This is a genomic window from Candidatus Enterococcus ikei, from assembly GCF_017316105.1.
Lineage (GTDB): Bacteria > Bacillota > Bacilli > Lactobacillales > Enterococcaceae > Enterococcus_L > Enterococcus_L ikei.
In genome coordinates this window covers 1-23,762 of sequence record NZ_JAFLWD010000007.1, presented here as the reverse complement: position 1 = coordinate 23,762, position 23,762 = coordinate 1, and the positions used below count along the sequence as shown (strand labels likewise).

The 23,762-nt window shown below is 36.0% G+C and carries 20 protein-coding genes and 1 riboswitch; of the genes, 3 read left to right on the top strand and 17 right to left on the bottom strand.

Features of this window, described 5'->3' with window-relative positions:
* Positions 1–230: 230 nt before the first annotated feature.
* Complete coding sequence (locus JZO69_RS02880; protein ID WP_207111405.1) at positions 231–1,166, top strand: helix-turn-helix transcriptional regulator; 936 nt, start codon at positions 231–233, stop codon at positions 1,164–1,166.
* 63 nt (positions 1,167–1,229) lie between these two features.
* Here the strand turns inward: JZO69_RS02880 and dnaJ are convergent, their stop codons facing one another.
* The 6 genes from dnaJ to mgtA form a co-directional block, all read right to left on the bottom strand.
* On the bottom strand, positions 1,230–2,396 hold the full coding sequence (gene dnaJ, locus JZO69_RS02875) for a molecular chaperone DnaJ (RefSeq protein ID WP_207111404.1): 1,167 nt from the start codon (positions 2,394–2,396) through the stop codon (positions 1,230–1,232).
* A gap of 199 nt (positions 2,397–2,595) precedes the next feature.
* Entirely contained in the window at positions 2,596–4,425 is a 1,830-nt protein-coding gene (dnaK, locus tag JZO69_RS02870; protein ID WP_207111403.1) for a molecular chaperone DnaK, read from the bottom strand.
* A gap of 67 nt (positions 4,426–4,492) precedes the next feature.
* On the bottom strand, positions 4,493–5,035 hold the full coding sequence (grpE, locus tag JZO69_RS02865) for a nucleotide exchange factor GrpE (protein ID WP_207111402.1): 543 nt from the start codon (positions 5,033–5,035) through the stop codon (positions 4,493–4,495).
* 60 nt (positions 5,036–5,095) lie between these two features.
* Entirely contained in the window at positions 5,096–6,139 is a 1,044-nt protein-coding gene (gene hrcA / locus JZO69_RS02860) for a heat-inducible transcriptional repressor HrcA (RefSeq protein WP_207111401.1), read from the bottom strand.
* A gap of 190 nt (positions 6,140–6,329) precedes the next feature.
* On the bottom strand, positions 6,330–7,487 hold the full coding sequence (hemW, locus tag JZO69_RS02855) for a radical SAM family heme chaperone HemW (protein ID WP_207111400.1): 1,158 nt from the start codon (positions 7,485–7,487) through the stop codon (positions 6,330–6,332).
* A gap of 232 nt (positions 7,488–7,719) precedes the next feature.
* Positions 7,720–10,380 (bottom strand): magnesium-translocating P-type ATPase, encoded by a 2,661-nt coding sequence (gene mgtA, locus JZO69_RS02850; protein ID WP_207111399.1) that lies wholly within the window; start codon positions 10,378–10,380, stop codon positions 7,720–7,722.
* Positions 10,381–10,497: 117 nt separating this feature from the next.
* A riboswitch (M-box (ykoK) riboswitch) is annotated at positions 10,498–10,668 on the bottom strand.
* Positions 10,669–11,351: 683 nt separating this feature from the next.
* Between mgtA and JZO69_RS02845 the strand changes: the two genes are divergently transcribed.
* Both JZO69_RS02845 and JZO69_RS02840 read left to right on the top strand, forming a co-directional pair.
* The gene (locus tag JZO69_RS02845) at positions 11,352–12,233 is read left to right on the top strand and encodes a LysR family transcriptional regulator (protein ID WP_207111398.1); all 882 of its coding nucleotides are present in this window, start codon (positions 11,352–11,354) and stop codon (positions 12,231–12,233) included.
* A 27-nt stretch (positions 12,234–12,260) separates the two neighbouring features.
* Entirely contained in the window at positions 12,261–13,154 is an 894-nt protein-coding gene (locus JZO69_RS02840) for a LysR family transcriptional regulator (RefSeq protein ID WP_207111397.1), read from the top strand.
* A 93-nt stretch (positions 13,155–13,247) separates the two neighbouring features.
* On the opposite strand, the gene JZO69_RS02835 is transcribed toward JZO69_RS02840, so the two are convergent.
* The 11 genes from JZO69_RS02835 to rimP all read right to left on the bottom strand — a co-directional run bounded on the left by JZO69_RS02835 (position 13,248) and on the right by rimP (position 23,555).
* On the bottom strand, positions 13,248–13,475 hold the full coding sequence (locus JZO69_RS02835; protein ID WP_207111396.1) for a hypothetical protein: 228 nt from the start codon (positions 13,473–13,475) through the stop codon (positions 13,248–13,250).
* 100 nt (positions 13,476–13,575) lie between these two features.
* Complete coding sequence (gene ribF / locus JZO69_RS02830; RefSeq protein ID WP_207111395.1) at positions 13,576–14,517, bottom strand: riboflavin biosynthesis protein RibF; 942 nt, start codon at positions 14,515–14,517, stop codon at positions 13,576–13,578.
* A 17-nt stretch (positions 14,518–14,534) separates the two neighbouring features.
* Entirely contained in the window at positions 14,535–15,455 is a 921-nt protein-coding gene (gene truB, locus JZO69_RS02825; protein WP_207111394.1) for a tRNA pseudouridine(55) synthase TruB, read from the bottom strand.
* A gap of 226 nt (positions 15,456–15,681) precedes the next feature.
* Positions 15,682–16,950: a PcsB-like coiled-coil domain-containing protein gene (locus JZO69_RS02820; RefSeq protein ID WP_207111393.1), complete on the bottom strand. Its 1,269-nt coding sequence runs from the start codon at positions 16,948–16,950 to the stop codon at positions 15,682–15,684.
* A 285-nt stretch (positions 16,951–17,235) separates the two neighbouring features.
* Positions 17,236–18,063 (bottom strand): hypothetical protein, encoded by an 828-nt coding sequence (locus JZO69_RS02815; protein ID WP_207111392.1) that lies wholly within the window; start codon positions 18,061–18,063, stop codon positions 17,236–17,238.
* A gap of 116 nt (positions 18,064–18,179) precedes the next feature.
* A complete protein-coding gene (gene rbfA, locus JZO69_RS02810) occupies positions 18,180–18,527 on the bottom strand; it encodes a 30S ribosome-binding factor RbfA (protein WP_207111391.1) in 348 nt (115 codons plus the stop codon).
* Between the two features lie 33 nt (positions 18,528–18,560).
* The gene (infB, locus tag JZO69_RS02805) at positions 18,561–21,152 is read right to left on the bottom strand and encodes a translation initiation factor IF-2 (protein ID WP_207111390.1); all 2,592 of its coding nucleotides are present in this window, start codon (positions 21,150–21,152) and stop codon (positions 18,561–18,563) included.
* A 12-nt stretch (positions 21,153–21,164) separates the two neighbouring features.
* Positions 21,165–21,467 (bottom strand): YlxQ-related RNA-binding protein, encoded by a 303-nt coding sequence (locus JZO69_RS02800; RefSeq protein ID WP_207111451.1) that lies wholly within the window; start codon positions 21,465–21,467, stop codon positions 21,165–21,167.
* Positions 21,460–21,756 (bottom strand): RNase P modulator RnpM, encoded by a 297-nt coding sequence (rnpM, locus tag JZO69_RS02795; RefSeq protein WP_207111389.1) that lies wholly within the window; start codon positions 21,754–21,756, stop codon positions 21,460–21,462. The genes JZO69_RS02800 and rnpM overlap by 8 nt, the downstream gene beginning before the upstream one ends.
* Positions 21,757–21,774: 18 nt before the next feature.
* Positions 21,775–22,956, bottom strand: a complete 1,182-nt coding sequence (gene nusA / locus JZO69_RS02790; protein ID WP_207111388.1) for a transcription termination factor NusA — start codon at positions 22,954–22,956, stop codon at positions 21,775–21,777.
* Between the two features lie 125 nt (positions 22,957–23,081).
* Complete coding sequence (rimP, locus tag JZO69_RS02785) at positions 23,082–23,555, bottom strand: ribosome maturation factor RimP (RefSeq protein ID WP_207111387.1); 474 nt, start codon at positions 23,553–23,555, stop codon at positions 23,082–23,084.
* Positions 23,556–23,762 lie beyond the last annotated feature (207 nt).

The following is a 23,762-nucleotide window of genomic DNA, read 5'->3' as shown; positions in this document are numbered from 1 at the left end:
TTATAAAAGTGTGCTGCCTATAAAAAAACTTCATTATCTTTATTTAATCTACATATTGCTTTAAACAACAACGTAATTATATAAATTTATCTCATTAAAGTCAATTTTTCCAAACTAGCCCTAGACATTTTCTATTTAGTTAAACCAACTCTTTTGACTTTCCATCCCAATTCAGCTGATTTTTAGTTATAATAAGAACAAGGATTCTCTCTAAAAAAGAAGGTGCTTTATTGAAAACTGAAAGACTACTTGCAATAACTATGATTTTATTAGATAAAAAACAAATCAGTGCTTCTCAATTGGCTGATATACTAGAAGTCTCTGTTCGAACGATTTACAGAGATATTAACTCACTCGCTGAAGCGGGCATCCCTGTCACCTCTCACCCTGGGGTAAATGGTGGGATACAAATTATGGATAATTACAAAATAGATAAACATTTTTTTACATCCACTGATCTCACCTCTCTGTTGATTGCTTTAAAAAGTTTATCTAACAATGTATCTCCGATTCAACTCAGTCAAACTTTTGAAAAAATAAAATCACTTGTTCCAGCTGGTTCTCTAGAAGACATCGAGTTCAAAACCAACCAAATAGCGATTGATCTCACTCCATGGACCAGCAATCATACCTTACAACCCTATTTAGAAATCATTAAATCTGGTATGGATCAACAGCGCTTATTGCGCTTTGAATATGAGGACAACCAAGGTCGAAAAACAACTCGAATCATCGAACCTTATCGACTTGTTTTAAAAGAAATCAGTTGGTATTTACAAGCTTACTGTTTAGAAAAAAATGATTTTCGTACATTTAAACTTTCTAGAATAAATAACTTAGACCTACTATCAACAACGTTTGTCCCACGTGCATTTCAAGCTAAAGCGTTGGGAAAAGAGCCATTTTATGGTAAAGACTTCACCATTACAACGCTGAAAGTAACACACAAAATCAAAGAACAATTAATCGATAAATTTGGACAGTTAACTATTGTTCCTGCTCCTGATTCTGAAAAATGGATTGTCGAATTTCCTTTTATGGAAGATGAGTTCGGCTATAATTTACTTTTAGGTTTTGGCAATCAATGCGAATGCCTTACACCACCTCATGTTAGATCCGAATTGAAAAAACGTATTAAAAATTTGCTTGAGCTTTATCAAGTATGATCGCAATCAAAAAAGCTTCTCAAGCTGTGCCGGTTTCAGTACAGCTTGAGAAGCTTTAATAGTTTATTTCTTTTTCTTACCGCCAAAAGCATCTTTCATCTTATCAAAGAATCCTTCTTCTTGCTGTTCACTAACGGTTTGACCGCCAGCTTTAGCAAATGTCCGCAATGCTTCTTTTTGTTCATCGTTCAAGTTTTTCGGTGTAATGACTTTGACTTTCACATGTTGATCGCCAGTAGCGCCGCCACGTAAGCGAGGTGCACCTTTGCCTCTTAAGCGGAAGTTTGTCTCAGTTTGAGTGCCTGCAGGAATTTTTAATTTTACATCCCCATGAACAGTCGGTACTTTGACTTCATCACCTAACGCTGCTTGAACAAAGCTCAATGGTAACTCGTAATAAATTTCTGATCCTTCACGATCAAAAATGTTACTATCTTCTACACTGAATACAACGTATAGATCGCCATACGGTCCACCGTTCATTCCAGCTTCCCCTTGATTAGCCAAACGCATTTGTTGTCCGTCTTCTACTCCGGCTGGAACATTGACTTTCACTTTATGTGCTTTTTTCTCATGCCCAGTTCCGTGACATGTTGGACATGGTTCTTTGATTTCTTTACCCGTACCACGACAAACATCACAAGTTTGACGACTCATCACGCGTCCAAGTGGTGTCTGACGTTCAACATTGATCGAACCAGAACCATGACATTTGTGACAAGTTTCAGGATGCGTACCAGGTTTCGCACCGTTACCACCACAAGTTTCACAGTTATCTTCACGATTGTACTTGATTTCTTTCTCCACACCAAAAATCGCTTCCTCAAACTTCAAGTTAACGGTGTATTGTAAATCAGCCCCTTGTCTAGGTGCCGTTGGATCTACACTTCGAGAACCGCCGCCAAAGAATGAATCGAAAATATCTTCAAATCCGCCAAAACCACTGCTGGAGAATCCGCCACCACCAAAGCCGCCGAAACCACCAGCGCCTCCACCGTAGTTAGGATCAGTACCTGCATGACCATATTGATCATATGCCGCTTTCTTTTGAGGATCACTCAATACTTCATATGCTTCAGACACTTCTTTAAATTTCTCTTCAGCATCTGCTTCTTTATTGATATCCGGGTGATATTGCTTGGAAAGCTTACGGTAAGCTTTTTTTATTTCATCATCTGAAGCGCCTTTTGCTAAACCTAGGACTTCATAATAATCTCTTTTCGTAGCCATTAATTCCCCTCCAACTATTATTCCATTTATTCTAAAAAAGGATCGTCAGCAATTTATTTGTATAAAACATCGTTGTAATCATACCACAAATCAAGCAAAAGCAAAATAGCTTCACTTCATTTACTAGCCAACTTTCTCTACAAATAAAGATAGGCAAAGACCAAAGCGATGACTTTGGTCTTTGCCAGCTTGTTAACGATTATTTATCGTCGCCTTCTACTTCTTCAAAGTCAGCATCTACAACATCATCTGCTCCACCTTGTGCAGCTTCTGGATTTTCTTGTGCTTGTTGTTGCGCTGCTTGTTCATAAAGTTTTACTGTTAAGTTTTGAACGATTTCGTTTAATGAATCACGTTTTTCTTTCATTTGTTCGATATCGTTTGCTTCAACAGCAGCTTTTAATTCATCACGAGCATCTTCTGCTTTTTTCACTTCTTCAGCGTCAACTTTGCCTTCTAGTTCTTTCAACGTTTTGTCAACAGTGAACAACAAAGCATCAACATCATTACGTAAGTCAACTTCTTCTTTACGTGCTTTATCTGCTTCAGCATTAGATTCAGCATCTTTCACCATACGTTCGATTTCATCATCTGATAAACCTGATGAAGATTTGATTGTGATTGTTTGCTCTTTTTGTGTTCCTAAATCTTTAGCACGTACGTTTACGATACCATTTTTATCGATATCAAAACTTACTTCGATTTGTGGCACACCACGAGGAGCAGCTGGAATATCTGTTAATTGGAAACGACCTAAAGTTTTGTTATCAGCAGCCATTGGACGTTCACCTTGTAATACATGAATGTCTACAGCTGGTTGATTGTCTGCTGCTGTTGAGAATACTTGTGATTTACTTGTTGGGATCGTTGTATTACGATCGATCAATTTAGTAAATACGCCACCCATAGTTTCGATACCTAATGACAATGGTGTTACATCTAATAATACGACATCTTTCACATCACCAGTGATAACCCCACCTTGGATTGCAGCTCCCATTGCGACTACTTCATCTGGGTTAACTGATTTGTTTGGTTCTTTGTTTGTTTCTTTACGAACAGCTTCTACGACAGCTGGAATACGAGTAGATCCACCAACTAAAATAACTTCGTCGATTTCAGAAGGATTCAAACCAGCATCTTTCAATGCTTGACGTACAGGAGTTTTTGTACGTTCTACTAAATCACTTGTTAATTCATCAAATTTCGCACGAGTTAAGTTCATTTCTAAGTGCAATGGACCAGCGTCTCCTGCTGTGATAAACGGTAAGCTGATTTGTGTTGAAGTAACACCTGATAAATCTTTTTTCGCTTTTTCAGCAGCATCTTTCAAACGTTGAACAGCCATTTTATCTTTAGATAAGTCAACACCGTTTTCTTTTTTGAATTCTGCTACCATGTAGTCGATGATTTTGTTATCAAAGTCATCTCCACCTAGTTCATTGTCACCGGCAGTTGATAATACGTCGAACACGCCATCCCCTAATTCAAGGATCGATACGTCAAATGTACCACCACCAAGGTCAAATACTAATACTTTTTCGTCTTTATCTGTTTTATCTAAACCATAAGCTAATGCTGCAGCTGTTGGTTCGTTAACGATACGTTCAACTTCTAAACCAGCGATTTTACCAGCGTCTTTTGTTGCTTGACGTTGTGCATCGTTGAAGTAAGCAGGAACAGTGATAACTGCTTTATCAACTTTTTCACCTAGATAATCTTCTGCGAAACCTTTTAGATATTGTAAGATCATTGCAGAAATTTCTTGTGGTGTATAAGATTTGCCATCTGCTTCTACTTTGTATCCTGCTTCTCCCATATGACGTTTGATTGAGGCAATTGTATGTGGATTAGTTACTGCTTGACGTTTTGCAACTTCACCAACTTGGATTTCGCCATTTTTAAATGATACTACTGAAGGGGTTGTACGGTTACCTTCTGGATTCGCAATGATTTTTGCTTCTCCGCCTTCTAATACTGCAACTGCTGAGTTTGTTGTTCCTAAGTCAATACCAATAATTTTACTCATAATTAATGATCTCCTATCTTCTATTTTAATTTTTTTCAATTTATATTATACAAACATTTTTTTGCTGTTACTGTGCAACAACAACCATGCTTGCTCGTAAAACGCGGTCATGTAATTTATACCCTTTTTGTAATACTTCAACGATTGTATCGGCTGGAATTTCATCACTTGCCGGAATCGTTTGGACTGCTTGATGTAAATTAGGATCGAAAGCTTCACCCATTGTTGGGATTTCTTCGATGCCTTCTTCTTTCAACGCAGCTTGTAAGCCTTCAAGAACCATCGAGATGCCTTTTTTCAAGCTTGCGCCTTGTTCATCATCGACTTCTATTGCCATCGCACGTTCTAAGTTATCAATCGAAGGTAATAATTTTTTACCTAGGTCTTGTGAGCGATAACGAACAAGTAACTCTCGCTCGTTTTTGAAACGATTGCTCATGTTTGCTATTTCAGCACGAGCTCTTAAAAATTTATCTTCCATTTCTGATAACTCAGCCTGAGCATTTTCTACTTCTGTCATTTCAGCTTCTGTTTCAGAAACACCTGAATCATCAATTGCCTCCATGTGTTCTTCTTGTATTTCTTCATTTGTCTCTTCTTTCTTACTCACGTTGCAACTTCCCTTCTCATTTCCGTAGAATTATTTGAGTTCTATATTTTAACTTTTTGCTTATTCATCAAGGAAACGATAATAAGCACCAAGTTTTGAAGCTAATTCATGCCGGAAAACGTCCACTAAACCGAACATTTTTGAATAAGGCATACTTGTAGGTCCCAATAAAGCAATAGTTCCTTTACCGTGACCAGCCACTTCGTAGGTGGCAGTGATCATGCTCATGTCATCAAGCAAATCATTGCCTATTTCTGAGCCGATCCGAATCGCTATTTGTGTATCAGTCTTTTCATCTGCAGTCAGCAAATGCGAAATCGCATCTGTATTTTGCATAAAGGAATAAACAGATTTTAATTGATCGATGTCTTTTTTTACGCCGAAATTTAAAAGATTCATTCGGCCGCTGACAAATACTTTTTCTTCAAAAGCATGTCCTAGCATTGCATCGAATAAATTCATCATACCATCTGGCGTTTGAAAATAACGATGTAAAATCATCGGGATTTCTGTTCTCAAACGATGATATACGGTCAATAATGGTTGTCCCACCAATTTATCATTGATAATTTGCGTCATCTTTTCCAAGTCTTGGCTTGAAACGGATGCAGGAATCGCAAATACTTGGCTTTCTACATTGCCTTTATCGGTAACGATAATCGCTATGATTTGTCGTTCATTTAATGGAACGATCCGAAAACCAGTCAATCGTCGTTCCTTCACCTCAGGACCTAACGAAAAAGCTGTATAGCTTGTTAGATCAGAGAGAATTTCTGCCGATTGTTCGATGATGTCATTGATTTCGTGAAACTCTTTTCCAAACGAATGACGAATTGTTTCTAATTCATCATGTTCGATCTCAGCAGGACTCAACAAATGATCCACGTAGTAGCGATAACCATCCATAGAAGGGATTCTACCAGAAGACGAATGCGTCTTAAGCAGTAATCCATGTTCTTCTAAAGCTTTCATATCATTACGAATCGTGGCAGAACTCGAGTTGATTCCTTCTTCCATCAATTTCTTTGATCCTACCGGAGTTCCTGTATTCGTGTATTCTTGGATGATAAGTCGCAAAATATTCTTTTGTCTTTCAGTTATCATAGTTACCACCCTTCATTAGCACTCATGTTATTCAAGTGCTAATACAATTATTAATATATCAATATCTTGTATAATTGTCAAGAGAAAAACATACTTTTTTAGCACTCTTCACTGTCGAGTGCTAAATTACAGGAAAAGAAAAAGTACGCAAGGCTTTCTGAAGGAAAACACCTTGGTACTTTTTGCTTTTTTATTCTTTGTCGATCAGAAATTCTTCAAATACATCATTGCCAACAAATAAGCCTTTTTCAGAAAGTTGAATACAAGTATCGTCTTCTATCAACAAACCTTTTTCTACTAACTGAGGAATTTTTTCTTTATAGACTTGTTCCAGTGTAACACCAAATTTTTCTTTAAATTGTTGTTTAGAAACACCATCTTTTTTACGCAAACCTAAAAAGAGTTGCTCTTCCATTTGGTTATTCAACGTCAGAACTTCCGTTTCAACCGTTGGTAATTGATTATTTCGTAAGGGTTCTAAATAATGTTGGATCGGTCCATGGTTTCGATAACGAGTATGCCCTAGATACCCACTCGCGCCTGCACCAAATCCATAGTAATGTTCATTATTCCAGTAAATCAAATTGTGCTGACTTTCTTTTCCTTTTAAAGCAAAATTACTTACTTCATATTGATGCCGTCCGCCTTTTTCCATCGCAACGATTGTTTCTTCAAACATTTGTGCTTCTATTTCTTGATCTGGCAACTGTAAACGACCTTGTCGAACCCAGTTCATAAACATCGTTTTATTTTCTAGAATCAAAGAATACAAAGAATAATGAGGTAAATCAAGTTCGATTGCGCGTGTCAAAGTATCTCTAAAGCCTTCCAAGGTTTGCCCTGGTAATGCATAAATCAAATCAATACTTACATGGGAAAAGTTTTCTTTTTCTAAAAACTTCATCGTTTCATAGACATCTTCTGCAGTATGTTTTCGTCCGATTTTTTTCAGTAATTGATTATCAAACGTTTGGACGCCCATAGATAAACGATTTACACCATATTCTTTCATCACATGCAGCTTTTCTTGAGTTAAGTCTCCAGGATTGGCCTCTACTGTAAATTCATTTTTAGGATCAAAAGGAAGTGATTTTCGTATTCCTTCTAATAAAACGGCCAATTGATTCGCTGATAATGACGTTGGCGTTCCCCCGCCAATATAGATCGTTTTAGTATCATTGTTGGGATATTTTTCTTGTGTTAAACGAATCTCTTTTAACAAACTTTGAATATATTCATCCACTGGCTGCCCTTCTAAAAAGACTTTATTGAAGTCACAGTAGTAACAGATATGTTCGCAAAAGGGAATATGTATATATGCCGACGTGTTAAGATGATCATTTTTCAATTTATTTCTTCCTCCAAATTTAGAAGTTCGCTACTTTTTATACTATTATATAGAAGGCGCATCTTATCTTACCATACTCGATCGTAAAATGTTCTAATTTGATTTATTAAACTTTTCATCCAAGTTCTTAATTTTATAAATAAAAAGTGTGAAACAAAATTAACTAGCAATTTTGCTTCACACCTAAAATTCGAGTATCTAGTGAGAACATAAGGTTCCTTTTAGCTATAGACTAAAGCAACTCTTGGTATTTTCTCATATAGATTTTTTTGATTACTGTTACTAAAAGTAAATATGCAATAATTGTCGGAATTAAGTAGAAGAAATAATTTCCCGGCAGTGGTGCAAAACCGATACTTGCCCCTAACTTGGTAAACGGTAAAACTGTTCCAACTAAAATCCCAATCGAAGTCACCAATGTTAAAATCCCTGATGCTCTGCTTTGAAGAAATGGAATTTTTGGTGTTCTTAGTACATGGAGAACTAACATTTGTGACCATAAAGATTCAATAAACCAACCTGCGTGGAAAATTGCAATAAATAATAACTGTTTATCTGCTGTTAACGAGAAGAAACTACCGCCCAAGATAGCTGGACAAATAATAAAGTACATAAATAGATACGTAACAATATCAAAAACAGAACTTGTTGGTCCAAACCATCTCATAAACGAACCAATCGACTTAGCTTCCCATTTTTTAGGTTTTTCTACATATTCTGCGTCAACATTATCCCACGGAACAGACATACAGGAAGTATCATAAATCAAGTTTAAGAAAAGTGATTGAATTGGTGCCACTGGTAAGAATGGCAAAAAGATACTTGCTGGAATCACGGAAAAAACATTTCCAAAGTTTGAACTTGCTGTCATTTTAATATATTTCATTGTATTACTGAACACTCGACGTCCAGATAAGATTCCTTGTTCTAAAACCATTAAATCTTTTTGCAGTAAAATAACATCTGCTGATTCTTTGGCAATATCAACTGCCGTATCCACAGAAATCCCTACATCGGAAACTTTCATCGCTCCAGCATCGTTGATCCCATCGCCCATAAAACCAACTGTTTGTTCGTTCTTTTTCAAAGCTTTAACGATTTTTGTTTTTTGATCTGGTGTTACTTTTGTGAAAACATTGTATTCATTGACTGTTTTTTCTAATTCTGTCTCAGTTAATTTAGCAATTGCTGAACCATTGATCATTTTTTCAGAGCCCAGACCAACTTCTCTACAGACAGATCGTGTAACTAACTCATTATCACCAGTTAAGATTTTTACTGAAACTCCGTTATTTTTCAACGCTTGGATAGCTTGCGCTGCCGTTTCTTTAGGAGGATCTAAAAATGCTAGATACCCTTGTAAAACAAGTTCTTTTTCATCTTCAACAGAATAATCATCTAACTGATTATTGACTTTCTTATCAGCGATTGCTAACACTCTTAGACCATCTTCATTTAAGTCATTCACTGTTTTTAGCACTTGTTTTTTTATTTCTGACGTGATTGGAACAATCTCGCCACCTTGATTGATATAAGAACAGGCCTGAAGCATTTCTTCAACTGCACCTTTTGTGATCAAGCTACTTTGATTGGCTCTTCTATCTTTGACAACCACACTCATTCTTCTACGATTAAAATCGAAAGGTATTTCATCGATTTTAAAATAATCTTCTTCATCAATGGTTAATTCTTTTGATGTCGCTTCAATAATTGCTTTATCGATTAAATTACGAAGACCTGTTTGAAAATAACTATTTAAAAAAGCAGACTGCAGTACTTTGCGATCTTCTTGACACGACGTATTGTAGTGGTATTCTAAAATAACTTTGTCTTGTGTTAATGTCCCGGTTTTATCGGTACATAAAATATCCATCGCTCCAAAGTTTTGAATCGCATTGACATTTTTCATGATCGTTCCTTCTTTTGCCATATCTCTAGAACCCTTGACCAAATTTGTCGTTACGATCATTGGCAGCATTTCTGGTGTCAAACCGACCGCTGTCGCAATCGCAAACATCAACGCTTCGCTCCAATTACCTTTAGTGATTCCATTAATCAAAAATACCGCTGGTGTAATCACCATCATAAAACGAATCAAAAGCCAGGTTGTTTTATTCACACCTAATTCAAAACTAGTTTTTTTCTCGTCATCTGCTACATCTTGAGCAATTTTTCCAAATAAAGTATTGTCACCGACTCGAACTGCAACACCAACGCCGCTGCCACTGACCACGTTACTGCCTAAAAATAACAAATTTTCAAAATCTGTTTGGTTATTGTTGGTATGCACTGTATTTTTTACTTTCTTTTCAACTGGAAAACTTTCTCCGGTCATCGCAGATTGTGAGATGAACAAGTCTTTGGCATGGATCAGACGTAAATCTGCTGGAATCATGTCACCTGCTGAAAGTTTAACTAAATCACCGCAGACAACTTCATCCATGGGGATTTCCATTTCTTTATTTTCTCTAGTAACTGTTGCAGTTATCTGAATCATATTTTGCAATTTACTAACTGCATTGCTTGATTTTACTGATTGAACTAAGCTCATTGTTCCACTTAACAAAACCATAACGAGCATGATCAATACGCCGGCAAGGTCTTTTTCACTTGGTTCTGCATAAACATATTCCGTAAAAAATGAAATAGTTGCAAGAATCATCAATACAACTGTAAATGGGGTAACATATGATTTTATCACCGTATAAATAAATGATTTCTTTTTATCATCAGTGATTTTATTTACGCCAAATTTATCCTTAGAACGTTGTACTTCTCTGGCTTTTAGTCCATCCCAAGAAGATGAAAAATTTTCTAATACTTTATCGATAGATAGGTTAGCTAATTTTTGATATGCTTTTTCATGGATCATGTTCTTCATTTCTTTTTGCATCTGTCTTTTCCTCTTTTCTTTCAATTACTGATTTATTGATCGAACTATCTTCTGGCACACTAACCACATCCTTTCCACACAAAAAAAACGCACTGAAAACTCAGCCCGCTCTGCCGTGAGTCTTCGCAATCGTTGAGTTTTGGCACTATACAACGTAAAAAGCATCAGCTTTTAGCTACCTTATGAAAAGCCTTAATCCGACAATTCCTGTTCTACCCATTGGCGTCTCTCGACGTTTTTGGGCAGTAGCCTGTGTTTGTATAGGAGCCTCACCTAACAAGAAGAATTACACTATCATTCTAATGAGTTACATCATTTTTTTATAGACTAAAAAACTTATACCGCTATAACTTTTTTTGTATATAGTTTTATCAGCGTACTTAAGCTTTTGTTAGCCAACATCAAATCATTTACAAAATAGAATAAAGGTATAAATAAAAAGGGATGGTTTATTTGCTCATTTCTATTTATGATAGTTATGTAGACGAACATCCCAACTTCGTTTATGCACAATCCATACTCCTTTTTACAATATTAACTCGGATAAATCCCACTTCGTATTTTCTGCGAAGTGGGATTTGTTTTCTCAAGATTCTCATATTTAATCCATACAAAAAGGAATAGCACTATAAGTAAAATAGAATGGTTTAAATGCATCAGTACGAATATAATGAACGAGTAAATAAATTATTTACAGTGCATGATTTAACGTTCATCATTTCTTATCAGAAAGCAACAACCTGATAAAAGCCTCTTCAATTGGTCTGCTATCACCAATTGAAGAGGCTCTTTTCCTATTTGTCTGAAAATTGCTCTTTCTCCTGTACATCAAATTATGCTTATTTCAAAATAATCATAGATACTATTAAATTTTTATATATTTTTTAAAAAAATGAACTATTTTATCTAAAATTATTTTATCTTATATGTGATTAGAATTTTATTTTTACTTGAGTGAAGGAGATGGGGAAATGAAACTAAAACACTTAGATTATTTTTTAGCATTATGTAAAAGCAAAAGCTTTACAAAGACATCGGAGGAATTAGGTATTTCTCAACCTTATTTGAGCACTCATATCCGCGAATTAGAACTGGAATTACATGCTCAATTGATAACAAGAGATTACGGTAATAACAAGTTAACCGCAGAAGGGCTTGTGCTACAAACTAGAGGAGAAAAAATTTTTAAAGAATTTGACATGGCAGTCAATGAAATCAACTTACTCGTTCATACTGGAGAAACTGCAACAATCAAAATCGGTACTAATTTACCTGATATCGATTATTTAATTGCTAAATTATTAACGGAATTCCGTCTTCATTATCCCTCTGTTTCGCTTGAGTACAGTTATTTTGAAAATCTAGAAGAGGTACTAGGAAATAATGAAATCGACATTGCTATCGGTATTTTGTCAGAAACAAATTCGAAAATAACAAGTGACTTAATTTTTTCTGAATCATATAGTATTTTCGTCAGCACTAACAATCAATTATCCGAGTTAGATGAATTAACGGCGGAAGATTTGCAGCAAATACCACTAATCAATTATTCAAACAAAATTTACGAAAAACAAATCATCACTTCTTGGATTGAAACAAATCATCCTGAACTGAAAGATAATCGCTATTATGAACTTCCATCTACAATTTCAATATTAAATTTGGTTGATCAAGACTTTGGAGTAGCCTTTCTTCCTTACTCATTAGTAGATTCAATTCCTAATTACTTAAATACTGTCTCTGTCGAGATCATTGATGCTCCCTTTAGAAATGTTTCTATTGGCTATTCTTCAAGCTCTCCGCTCTCAAAGACACATGAATATCTTATTGAACAGCTTCAATATATCTTTTAATTTGTAGTTTGAAAGGAGCAACTCATTATGGAACTAACCCATTTAAATTACTTTTTGGCACTCTGTGAACAAAAACAATTCACCAGAGCCAGTAACAAACTAAATATTTCACAGGCTGCACTAAGTAAACAAATAAAAAACCTTGAGGACGAAATTGGAACGGCATTATTTTTTAGAAACGGCGGAGAGTGTCAACTTACTCCTGCTGGAAAAATATTAGAAACGCATTGTTGGCGGATCAAACAAGAAATGTTTTATATTTGTGAAGAGATCAATGACCTTTCTACTACAAAAGAACCTAGGATAACAACGCTCAAGATTTCTCTTTTTTTAAATGATCTAGAATTCAAATTAAATGACACTCTTTCTACATTGTTTCATGAATATAAACATTTAAGAGTAAATACGATTATTTCAGATAACATTTTCAAATCGCTTGAAAAGTTGGAGTCAGACATTGGGATTGGTCCTTCCATAGCAAATGTGCCTGCTACCATAAATAAAATAGATATTTATTCAAATGAATACAAAATTATCATGCGAAAAGGACATCCGCTTTTAGAGAACTCGACAATTACTTTAGACTTATTTGACAACTATCCATTTATTTTTTTCAATAAAAAGTTCCTTGAAACAAAAACAATTTATGACTGGATGGCTCTTCATCTCCCAGAAAGGTCTCAAGAATATGATATTCAAGTTGATTCCACTGAACTGATCCTTTACATGGTAAGCAACACAGATACTTTTTCTATCGTTCCACAATATTTAGAATGTCATTTAGATGATTTAAACATCGTCTCAATCACTCATAAAAGTCTGCCAATCAGAGTTATGTCTATTTATTATCTTAAAAATAAATATATGAGCACTGAGGTAAAGCAAGTATTGTCATCTTTTACTAATGCTTCGTTTGATTGACTTTTATAAAAAATTAGATGTCAAGAAAAGAGAGCGAAACAAAACTCACTATCAGTTTTGTTTTGCTCTCTTCTTTTGAATAAAAATGATAGATTACTTTTTCTTTTTAGCAGTAGATTCTGATGTTTTTTTATCAGCCTCTTTGGAATCAGATTTTTCTCGACTATCTTTTTTGCTAGATTCTGAAGTGCTACTGCTTTTTTCAACTTTCGAAGATGACGGCGTTTCGGATTTATCTTTATTCTTATCCGTATTTTTCCCACAACCTACTAAAGCCACTGAACATAGCAAAACTGTTGCTCCTAAAATAATTTTTTTCATGGACTTCATCCTCCTAAATTTTAATAAGCAACTATTTTTGCTTATCCTCAATTATGACAGAATAGAAAGTATGAACCATCCTAAAATATTTATAGCGCTATTACTTTTCTAAAAAATAATCGCCAGTATCTTGTTCGTCTTGTTTTAGCTGTACAATCAAACTTTCAGCTCCATCAAATTTAACCTGATCCCGCAAATAATGATTCCAACGTACCGTTACTTGTTCTCCATAAATATCTTGATGAAAATCTAAAATATAGACTTCTACTGTGAGATCACGGCCATCACCAAATGTGTCATTATGACCAATCGATCCCATACCAATATGCCACTTATTACCAATTTTGATTTTCACAGCATAGACACCGATCCTAGGCAGGCGCACAGTACTTTTCACTTTGATATTAGCTGTTGGAAATCCTAATAAACGTCCTCTGGCATCCCCGTGAACGACTGTTCCGTCCGTTTCATAAACATAACCTAGTAATTCAGTGACTTCTTCCATTCGCCCCTGCTCCATCAGTTCACGAATTCGTGTTGAGCTGATTTTTGCGCCATCTAACTCTTCCTTACTTACCGTAACGACTTCAAATCGATCTTTGGCATAGCCTGGTAAATGAGCAACATCCGCAATCGCTTTAGGACCATAAGTATAATCAAAACCTGAAACTGCAGCTTTAGCGTGCAGCCCGACAATATATTGATCCACAAATTCCTGCGGAGCTAAATGAGCAAACGCTGAAGTAAATTCGATCACATATAAAATATCTACACCTAGTTTTTTCATTAATCGCTCTTTTTGTTCTAAGCTGTTCAAATATTTCATATTTTCGGGCAGAACTTTTTGAAAAACAATCGAAGGATGTTGATTAAAGGTCATCACAGCTAGCTTCAAGCCTTTTTCTTCGGCAAATTTTTTACCTGTTTCAATTACTTTTTGATGTCCACGATGAACACCATCAAAAAAGCCTAAAACCATAACAACGTCATCAGTAGGGATTTGTTCTGGATTATAAGGATGTCGAATTGGAATAATTTGCATGATAAAACTTCTTTCTATTAATTATTTCTTAGCACTTTGCTAGGTTTCAATACATTGGGTTTAGTCGGATGCGCCATATATAAACTCACAACCTGATCTTGATAAAATAAAGCGACTAAGTCTTCGGGCATCTCTGTTAAAGCCAATTCAGCTGGACTTAATCGAACGCCGTTCTTGACTTTTTGATACAATTCGTCAGATAGATCGATGCGTTGAAATTGCTGGACAGCTGTTTCAATCGGTAATAAGGTATCATTGATTTCATTTTGCTCCATTTTTTCTGCAACTTGTTCTAAAGTCAAACATTGCTCTGCTGTTAAGCCACCGCTTGCCATACGAGTTAAATCAGACATATGTGCAGGTACTCCTAAGGCAATACCTGTGTCTACAGATAAAGTTCTAACATACGTTCCTTTACCGCAAACGACTTTAAAACACCAGCTTTGCGTTCCCTTTACCTCATCAAATTCAGGCTCGCTGGTGCGCTCAAAAGAATAAATCGTCGCTTTTCTCACTGGTCGTTCAACTTCTTCACCATTTCTAGCATATTCATAAAGACGTTTACCATTAACTTTAACTGCTGAAAACATCGGTGGAATTTGTGTGATCACACCTGTCATCGTTTGCATAGCAGCATCAATTTCTTCGTTTGAAAAAGGTTTAGACAGTATTACTTTCTCAACAATTTCTCCACTGACATCTTCTGTTGTGGTAGAAAAACCAAGCGTAATTTCACCTTCGTATGTCTTACCAGAATCAACCATATATTCAATTACTTTTGTCCCTTTTCCGATACAAATAGGTAAAACCCCAGATACGTCAGGATCTAAAGTACCGCCGTGACCAATTTTTTTCGTATGTAAAATTTTCCTTAGTTTAAAAACACAGTCATGACTAGTCATGCCGGCTTCTTTCCATAAAGGTAAAATACCGTCCATCTAATAGTTCCTCCAAAATTTAAGTATCAACTGATTTATTATAGCATAGAAGAGATTAGAAATTCATTTTTTTAAAGCTGGTTTTAATAGATATTACGTTTAACGGACAAATAGGTAGTTGCCAAAATAAATAATCTGAATCGAAAATAAAAAAGCGTAAAACAAAACGACTAAAGAAGTTTTGCTTCACGCTACTATGCTAATTGAATTCCATTAAATATTGCTATTAGGCAGAATGTCCCACAATTACACCGCCTGCATATCCGAATCCAACACGTGTCATGCTAGGATTCAACTCCCAATCTCGGTGACCTGTTCCAGATGGTGATGTCATGTTCGTCTCATTATACCAAGCCATGATGACAGAATTACCAGGTGCAAACATAAAGGCAATCACTTCATCACCTCTATTCCAGTGATCTGATGGCACTTGGAAATCTTGCATAGTAGAGGCACGGCTACTCGCTGCAGCTGCGAGTCCCGCATCCCAGCTAACTGGATTTAATCCATGAGCAGCTCGTAAAGAATTTAGAGCTTGGAATGTTGCATCACCAGAAGTCACAGGTGGTGTTACTGGATCACTAGGTTTTTCTGTTGGTCCAGTACTTTCTTGCTCATTTCCGTTATTCCCAGTGTTAGGTTTTGTTGATTCATTTGTTTCATCAGTATTAGACGGTGCCGTAGTGGTATCCGAAGTACTTTCACTTTGAGTTGTTGTTGTTTCTGGTGCTTTTGAAGTATCAGACTTTGTAGCATCTGTTTTAGCAGTCTCAACTTTTTTAGCTTCTTTCTTTTTCGCTTCATTTGTAAGTTGAGCCTTTAATGCTTCTTGTTGTTCTTTTAAAAGCTTGCTTTTCGAACTTTCAGCACCTGATGTTTCAGAATCTACTTCTGCTTTTAGAACATTCAAATCTGCTTGTTTGGCAACAAGATTCTCTTTTTCTTTTTCAAGCTGAGCCTCTGCCTTTTCTATCTTCACTAAATTCGTTTGAATTGTTGATTTTTTACTTTCAACGAGTGCTTTGTCTTCTTTTTGTTGTTTAACTAAATCATTGTTTGCTGTCATGATTGAAGAAATTGCTTGTACTCGTCCAACTGCATCAGTGATAGATTCTGAATTTAAAATCATATCCAGAATTTGAGTCCCTTGTCCATTTACTTGAACATTTCTTCCTTGTTTTTGAATCGCTTCTGTTCTTTTATTGATTCGCACATCTAGTGCGGTAATATCTTTTTTTAATTGTTCAGATTCTTTCGTTAATTCTGTTTTTTGTTTATTCAGAGAAATAGCTTCTTCGAAAATCGAAGAAATCTCTGCTTCTAATGTACTAATTTGCGCTGATACACCTTTTTGTTTTTCTTTTAATGCTGAAATTTCTTTATCTTGTTGTTCTATTTTTTTATCAGTTGTCTCGGCTAGTGAACTAATTGGTGCTATTGTTCCTGCAACTGTAACCATACTAACTATTAATAATGACAAATTCTTTTTCTTCACTATTGACCCTCCATTTTCTTCAACAGTATCTTTGATAAGACTTGTACTATATATAATAGCATAGATTTTATTTATTTGATCGTTAAAAACATTACAGTTTCTTTCAATATAGTTACAAAAAATAAGTACATTACAAAATAACTGAATTATTTTAGTATAAAAAAAATCTAACTTTTGGGTCTAACAGAATCATTATCCAAAATCGACTTTTTATAAAAATCCAGTTAATCAGCTTTTACGTGACAGTTCTTTAAAGCGATCTACATGGTGATATATTGTATCAACTTAGTACCAGTTTAATGGAGCAGTATAGCGAATAAAATGATTAATATACTCGTTTTTAGAATCCACCTTATTAATTTCAAAAGTAAGCATGCTGGTTTCTGATTTAATATCACTTACAAAAAAGTTATTACCTGAAACAGTAACGGGCAATTCTTCACCGTCAACATTATAAGCTTTAACACTTAAAGCAGCATTATTGAATTGTTTTGAATACGTTACAGGATTTCCAACAATTGCACTTCTATTCTTTTTCGAAACAACAATTGGAGTCATTCCATCAACTTCTCCACTCATATTTAGTTGTTCAACATTGTTCAATTCATTGAAAGGGGTTAAATCTAAAACAGGTAATGTGCCCCCATCAAAAATTCTTAATTTCTTAAGATTTTTCACAAATGAAACATCTACAGCTTTTTTACTAACTGGGTCTTCAGTATCAGGAAAATAATAAAACTGAATATATTGTAAATTTTCCATCCCACCAAGAGGTCGATAATCTATAACTTTATTAAACATCAATAACGATATCCCCTTAACATCTTTAATTTCTTGAAGTCCCTCTAGGGAAGTGGATTCTTCATATTGATTTGAAAAAATGATATGATCTTCTTTTATTTGCGCCAACTGCGTTGATGTCGGCAATTCATTTTCTACATTATTATTTTCTTCGCTATGACTGATCTCTTTAATTACTTGTTCACGAATTCCTGCAGATGGTATATAAACTTTTTTCTCATCCGCTTCTCCATATTTACCAACCAAAATTCCCAAGCCAAACAAAGATAACATCCCAACACCTATCAACAATTTGCGACTCTTCTTCATCATCTAATTCCTCCTTTTCATTATTAAATATAGTATACATAAAGTATATAAAAACAACAATATAATCTAAATAAAAAAGAAAGTATCTTCTTTTTAATAAGAAGATACTTTCTTTTTTTCTATTCTTGATTCAATTTACGAATCAGGTCATCGATATGATTTCCATATTGAACAGATTCATCTTTTTCAAAAATTAGTTCTGGCGTTTTATATAACGTCAAATGTTGACCTAATTCTTTACGAATCAATCCTTTAGCTTTATCTAATCCTTGTTGCGCTTTTTGTTGGTCAGAAGCTAGATCAGATAACAAACTATAATAAATCGTTGCTTGTTGTAGATCACCAGTCACTCGAACATCTGTAATTGTAATGTCTTGCACACGTGGGTCTCTTACGCGTTTTCTCAATATATCATTGATTTCACGCATAATTTCTTGACCTACTCGGCGGTCACGATAATTTGCCATACTGTTTCTCCTTCTCTCTACTTTTATTTATTTTTATTGTTTGATTTCTTCCATAACAAATCCTTCAATGACATCGTCCACTTTAAGATCGTTGAAGTTTTCAACCATTGCACCACATTCAAAGCCAAGCTTAACTTCTTTCGCATCATCTTTGAAACGTTTCAAGCTAGCTAGTTTGCCTTCGAAGATTACGATACCGTCACGAATCACACGAACGCCGCTATCACGACGAATAGATCCTTCTGTTACGTAACAACCAGCAATCGTTCCAACTTTAGATACTTTGTAAAGTTCACGAACAGTCATTTGTCCAGTGATTTTCTCTTCAAATTCAGGATCTAGCATCCCTTTCATAGCTGTTTCGATTTCTTCGATTGCTTTGTAGATGATACGGTGTAAACGAATGTCTACTTCTTCTTGATCTGATTGTTGTTTCGCTTGTGGTGTAGGACGTACATTGAAACCGATGATGATCGCATTACTTGCTGCAGCAAGAGTTACGTCACTTTCATTGATTGCACCTACAGCTGAGTGAACGATTTTCACACGAACGCCTGCAACTTCGATTTTTTGTAAGCTAGCCGCTAATGCTTCAGCAGTACCTTGTACATCTGCTTTGATAATCACGTTAACATCTTTCAATTCGCCTTCTTTTAAGCTTTCGAATAGATTATCTAAAGTTACACGATTGTTTGATGAACGTTGTTCAAGAACCGCACGTTTGCCACGTTCTTCACCTGCTTGACGAGCTGTTTTTTCATCTTCAAAGACAACAAAACGATCGCCAGCTTGTGGTACATCATTCAATCCAGTGATTTCAACTGGCGTTGCAGGTCCTACTGCTTTATCACGACGACCGATATCATTCGTCATCACACGGACACGTCCGAAGGTATTCCCAACAACGATTGGATCTCCAACGCGTAATGAACCTTGTTGAACAAGTAATGTCGCAACTGGTCCTTTTCCTTTATCTAAACGAGCTTCGATTACTGTACCGATCGCACGTTGAGTTGGATCAGCTTTCAAATCTTCTACTTCGGCGATTAAAAGAATATTTTCTAATAATTCGTCAATGTTTTGGTTGAATTTCGCTGAAATGTTTACGAAGATCGTATCTCCGCCCCATTCTTCTGGAATCAAACCGTGTTCACTTAATTCTTGTTTCACGTGATCTGGATTAGCACCTGGTTTATCGACTTTATTGACTGCTACGATAATTGGTACTTCAGCTGCTTTGGCATGGTTGATTGCTTCAACCGTTTGCGGCATTACACCATCATCTGCTGCAACAACTAAAATCGTAATATCTGTAATACCTGCTCCACGAGCACGCATACTTGTAAAGGCAGCATGTCCTGGTGTATCTAAGAACGTGATTGGTTTACCGTCGATATCGATTTGGTAAGCACCAATATGTTGAGTGATACCACCTGCTTCACCAGAAGTTACGCGTGAATTACGCAGTGTATCTAGTAATGTCGTTTTACCATGGTCAACGTGTCCCATGATCGTTACAACTGGAGGACGTGTCACAAGATTTTCTTCAACTAACGCTTCTGGCTCGAAGAATTTATCGATATCAGCAACATCAACTTGAACTTTTTCTTGTGGTTCCATACCATAGTCAACTGCTAATAGTTCAATCGTCTCTTTATCTAATGATTGATTTTGATTGACCATAACACCCATCATGAATAGTTTTTTGATGATTTCAGCTGGTTCGCGGTGAATTTTCTTCGCGATATCGGCAACGTTCATTCCTTCTGTATATTCTAATACATCTGGCAATTCACGGAATTTACGTGCTGGCACTGCTGGTTTTGTTGATTCTTGGTATTTGCCTTTTTTGCCTTTTTTGTTGTATCTGTTGCGGTTTTGGTTGTTGTAGCCATTACGGTTACGGTTTTGTCCACCGCCGCCACCGAAACTATTGTTGCGGTTTCCAGTGTTAGTGTTATTACGGTTTTGATTACCTTGTGTGTTGTTGCTGTTTTGATTCGTTTGTCCTTGTTGCGGACGATTTTGTTGTCCTGTTTGTGCTGGACGATTTTGGTTCGTACCTTGTGTATTACGATTTTGATTGTTTTGAGTGTTACGATTTTGATTATTTTGTTGTCCTTGTTGTGCTGAACGGTTTTGATTTTGGTTGTTTTGTTGCGGACGATTTTGCTGTCCTTGATTTGAACGGTTTTGAGTCATATTTTGGCTGCTTCCTTGCATGTTTCGATTTTGGTTGTTACGGTTTTGATTATTTTGTTGTCCTTGTTGTGCTGGACGGTTTTGATTTTGGTTATTTTGTTGCGGACGATTTTGTTGGCCGTTTTGTTGTGCTCTATGTTGATTTTGGTTTGGTCTATTTCCATTTTGGTTAGCTGGTTTTGGATTTGCTGGTTTTGTTTGTGGTTGACCATTTTGTGTTGCTTGTGGTTTCGCCACTGGTTTTTGTTGCGGACTCGCAGGCTTGTTTCCTCCAAATGAGCTACGAAGTTTTGATTCGTCCTCAGAAGAAATTGCGCCCATGTGATTTTTCACATCCATACCTAAAGCATGTGCTTTTTCGACAACATCTTTACTCGATTGATTGATTTCTTTGGCTAATTCATAAATTCTTTTTTTCCCCATGCAATCACCTTCCTAACCTTTGATTAGTTCCTTGAACTTGGTCGCAAAGCCTTGATCATTAATACCGATCACCATACGCCTTCTACCGATTGCGTGACTTAATTCTGAATGTAAAAACGACTCATCGCAAGGAACATTGTAATAAGAACATTTGTCCTTTATTTTCTTTCTTGTATTGTCACTAGCATCTGCCGCAACGAAAACAAATTTTGCTTTATTGCTACGGATGTCACCGATGGTCAATTCTTCACCGGTCACTAGTTTTCCAGCTCTCATAGCCAAACCTAATAAATTCAATATTTTTTCTTTATCCATTGCCGAACAACTCATTCCGCGCTTTTTGGTGTTCAACATAGTCTAATAATTCTTGGTAAAAAGCATCTGTCAATGTCGTTTCTAGCACACGATCTAAGATATGTTTATCCCAAGCATCTTGGACTTCTTTAGGCTCAAGTGAAACATAAGCTCCACGTCCTGGCATTTTCCCTGTAGGATCGATTGCCACTTCGCCTTCTTTAGAACGCGTGATTCGAACTAATTCTTTTTTCGGTTTCATTTCACCTGAAACAACAGATTTACGCATTGGGGTTTTTCTTTTTTTCATTTGATTCCCTCCAAATGGTTAAACTTGTTCTTCGTCTTCTGCTGTTTTTTCTTCAAACTCAACGTTTTCGTAATCATCAGCAGTCATATCAGAGGCCACGATTGCTTCATCATGTGCTTCTTCTTCAGGAGTATCTTGATTTTCTGCATGTTCTGCATAGTAAGCTTCCATTTCAGATTCTGGTTTGATATCGATTTTAAAGCCAGTCAATTTAGCTGCTAAACGAGCGTTTTGACCTCTTTTACCAATCGCAAGTGATAACTGATAATCTGGAACAACAACTGTACAAGCTTTGCTATTATTTGGATCAAAAATAACATCAACTACTTGGGCAGGGTTCAATGCATTGCTGATGAAAACGGCTGGGTCTTCGCTCCATTCAACGATATCCATGTTTTCACCTTTTAACTCATTAACGATTGCTTGAACACGTTGGCCTTTTGGTCCTACACAAGTTCCAACAGGATCGATATTCGGGTCAGTTGAACGGACAGAAACTTTTGAACGGTCGCCTGCTTCTCGAGCAATGCTGACAATCTCTACAATTCCATCATACACTTCTGGGATTTCTTGTTCAAATAATCGCTTCAATAAATCTGGATGACTACGGCTTACAAAAACTTGTGGGCCTTTTGATGTATTTTCAACTCTTGAAACGTATACTTTAATACGATCATGGGGTTGGTAAAATTCATTTGGCATTTGATCTTGCTTAGATAAAACAGCTTCGATTTTTCCTAAGTTTACGTAAATGTAACGACGGTCTTGTCTTTCAACAATTCCTTGCATGATATCATTTTCGTAAGCGCTGAATTCATTATAAATAATGTTTCTTTCTGCTTCACGAACGCGTTGTAAAATAACTTGTTTTGCTGTTTGTGCTGCAATTCGTCCGAAATCTTTTGGTGTCACTTCAAAACGGATTTTGTCACCCATTTCGTAAGCTTTATTCACTTCCATCGCTTCTTTTAGCGATACTTCAAGTTGTGAATCAAAAACTTCTTCTGTTACTTCCTTGACAGCATAAACATGAATGTTACCTTTTTTGTTGTCAAATTCTACTTCTACATTTTGGGCTTGCCCATAATGTCTTTTGTATGCGGAAACTAATGCTGCTTCCAACGCTTCAATCACAATCTCTTTAGAAATACCTTTTTCAGCTTCTAATGCATCCAGTGCATTTAACATTTCTTTGCTCATTTTTTTATCATTTCCTCCTACTGTCTAAATGAAAGGTGAACGGAGCTGATCAACCTTTTTCAGGTCAATTCCTGCATCTCGCGATAAGCAAAAACTGGAAAGTTCTGCTTTATGTTTTTACTTATTTAAAACTGAATTGCTAAACGAGCTTTGGCAATGTTTTTTCGTTCAAATGTATAATCTTTGACTCTTGTTTTGATTTTGACTGTCAAGGTCAACTGATCTTTATCTACTGTTTTTAAGATACCTTCAAATTGTTTTTCACCATCGATTGTTTGATAAAGTGAAACATGAATGTATTCTCCAACTGCTTTTTCATAGTCGCTTTCTTTCTTCAACGGACGTTCAGCTCCCGGAGAGGACACTTCCAGAAAGTACGCTTGAGGAATCGGATCAGGATCCATAGCATCAAGCTTTTCATCTAGCTGCTCACTAACAAGTGCACAGTCTAAGATATCAATACCGCCTTCTTTATCAATAAAGACACGGAGAAACCAGTCTCTTCCTTCCTTGACAAACTCTACTTCTACAAGTTCAAAATTTTGTTTTTCTAAGATTGGTGTGACTAACTCGGTAACAGTTTCCACAACACTACTCAAAATTTTCGCCTCCTTCGAGATTTATGTAACGTACTAGACAATAAAAAGTGGAATGAACCGTTTGGCATTGACAGAAAAATAGGAATTATTGTTTTCGGTGTTTTTTGCCGACAACGATAATTATCTTTTTTCCGAAGTGCTGGTTCATGTAGCTAGACAATGAAAAGCAGAATGAACCGTTTGGCACTGACAGAAAAATAGGAATTA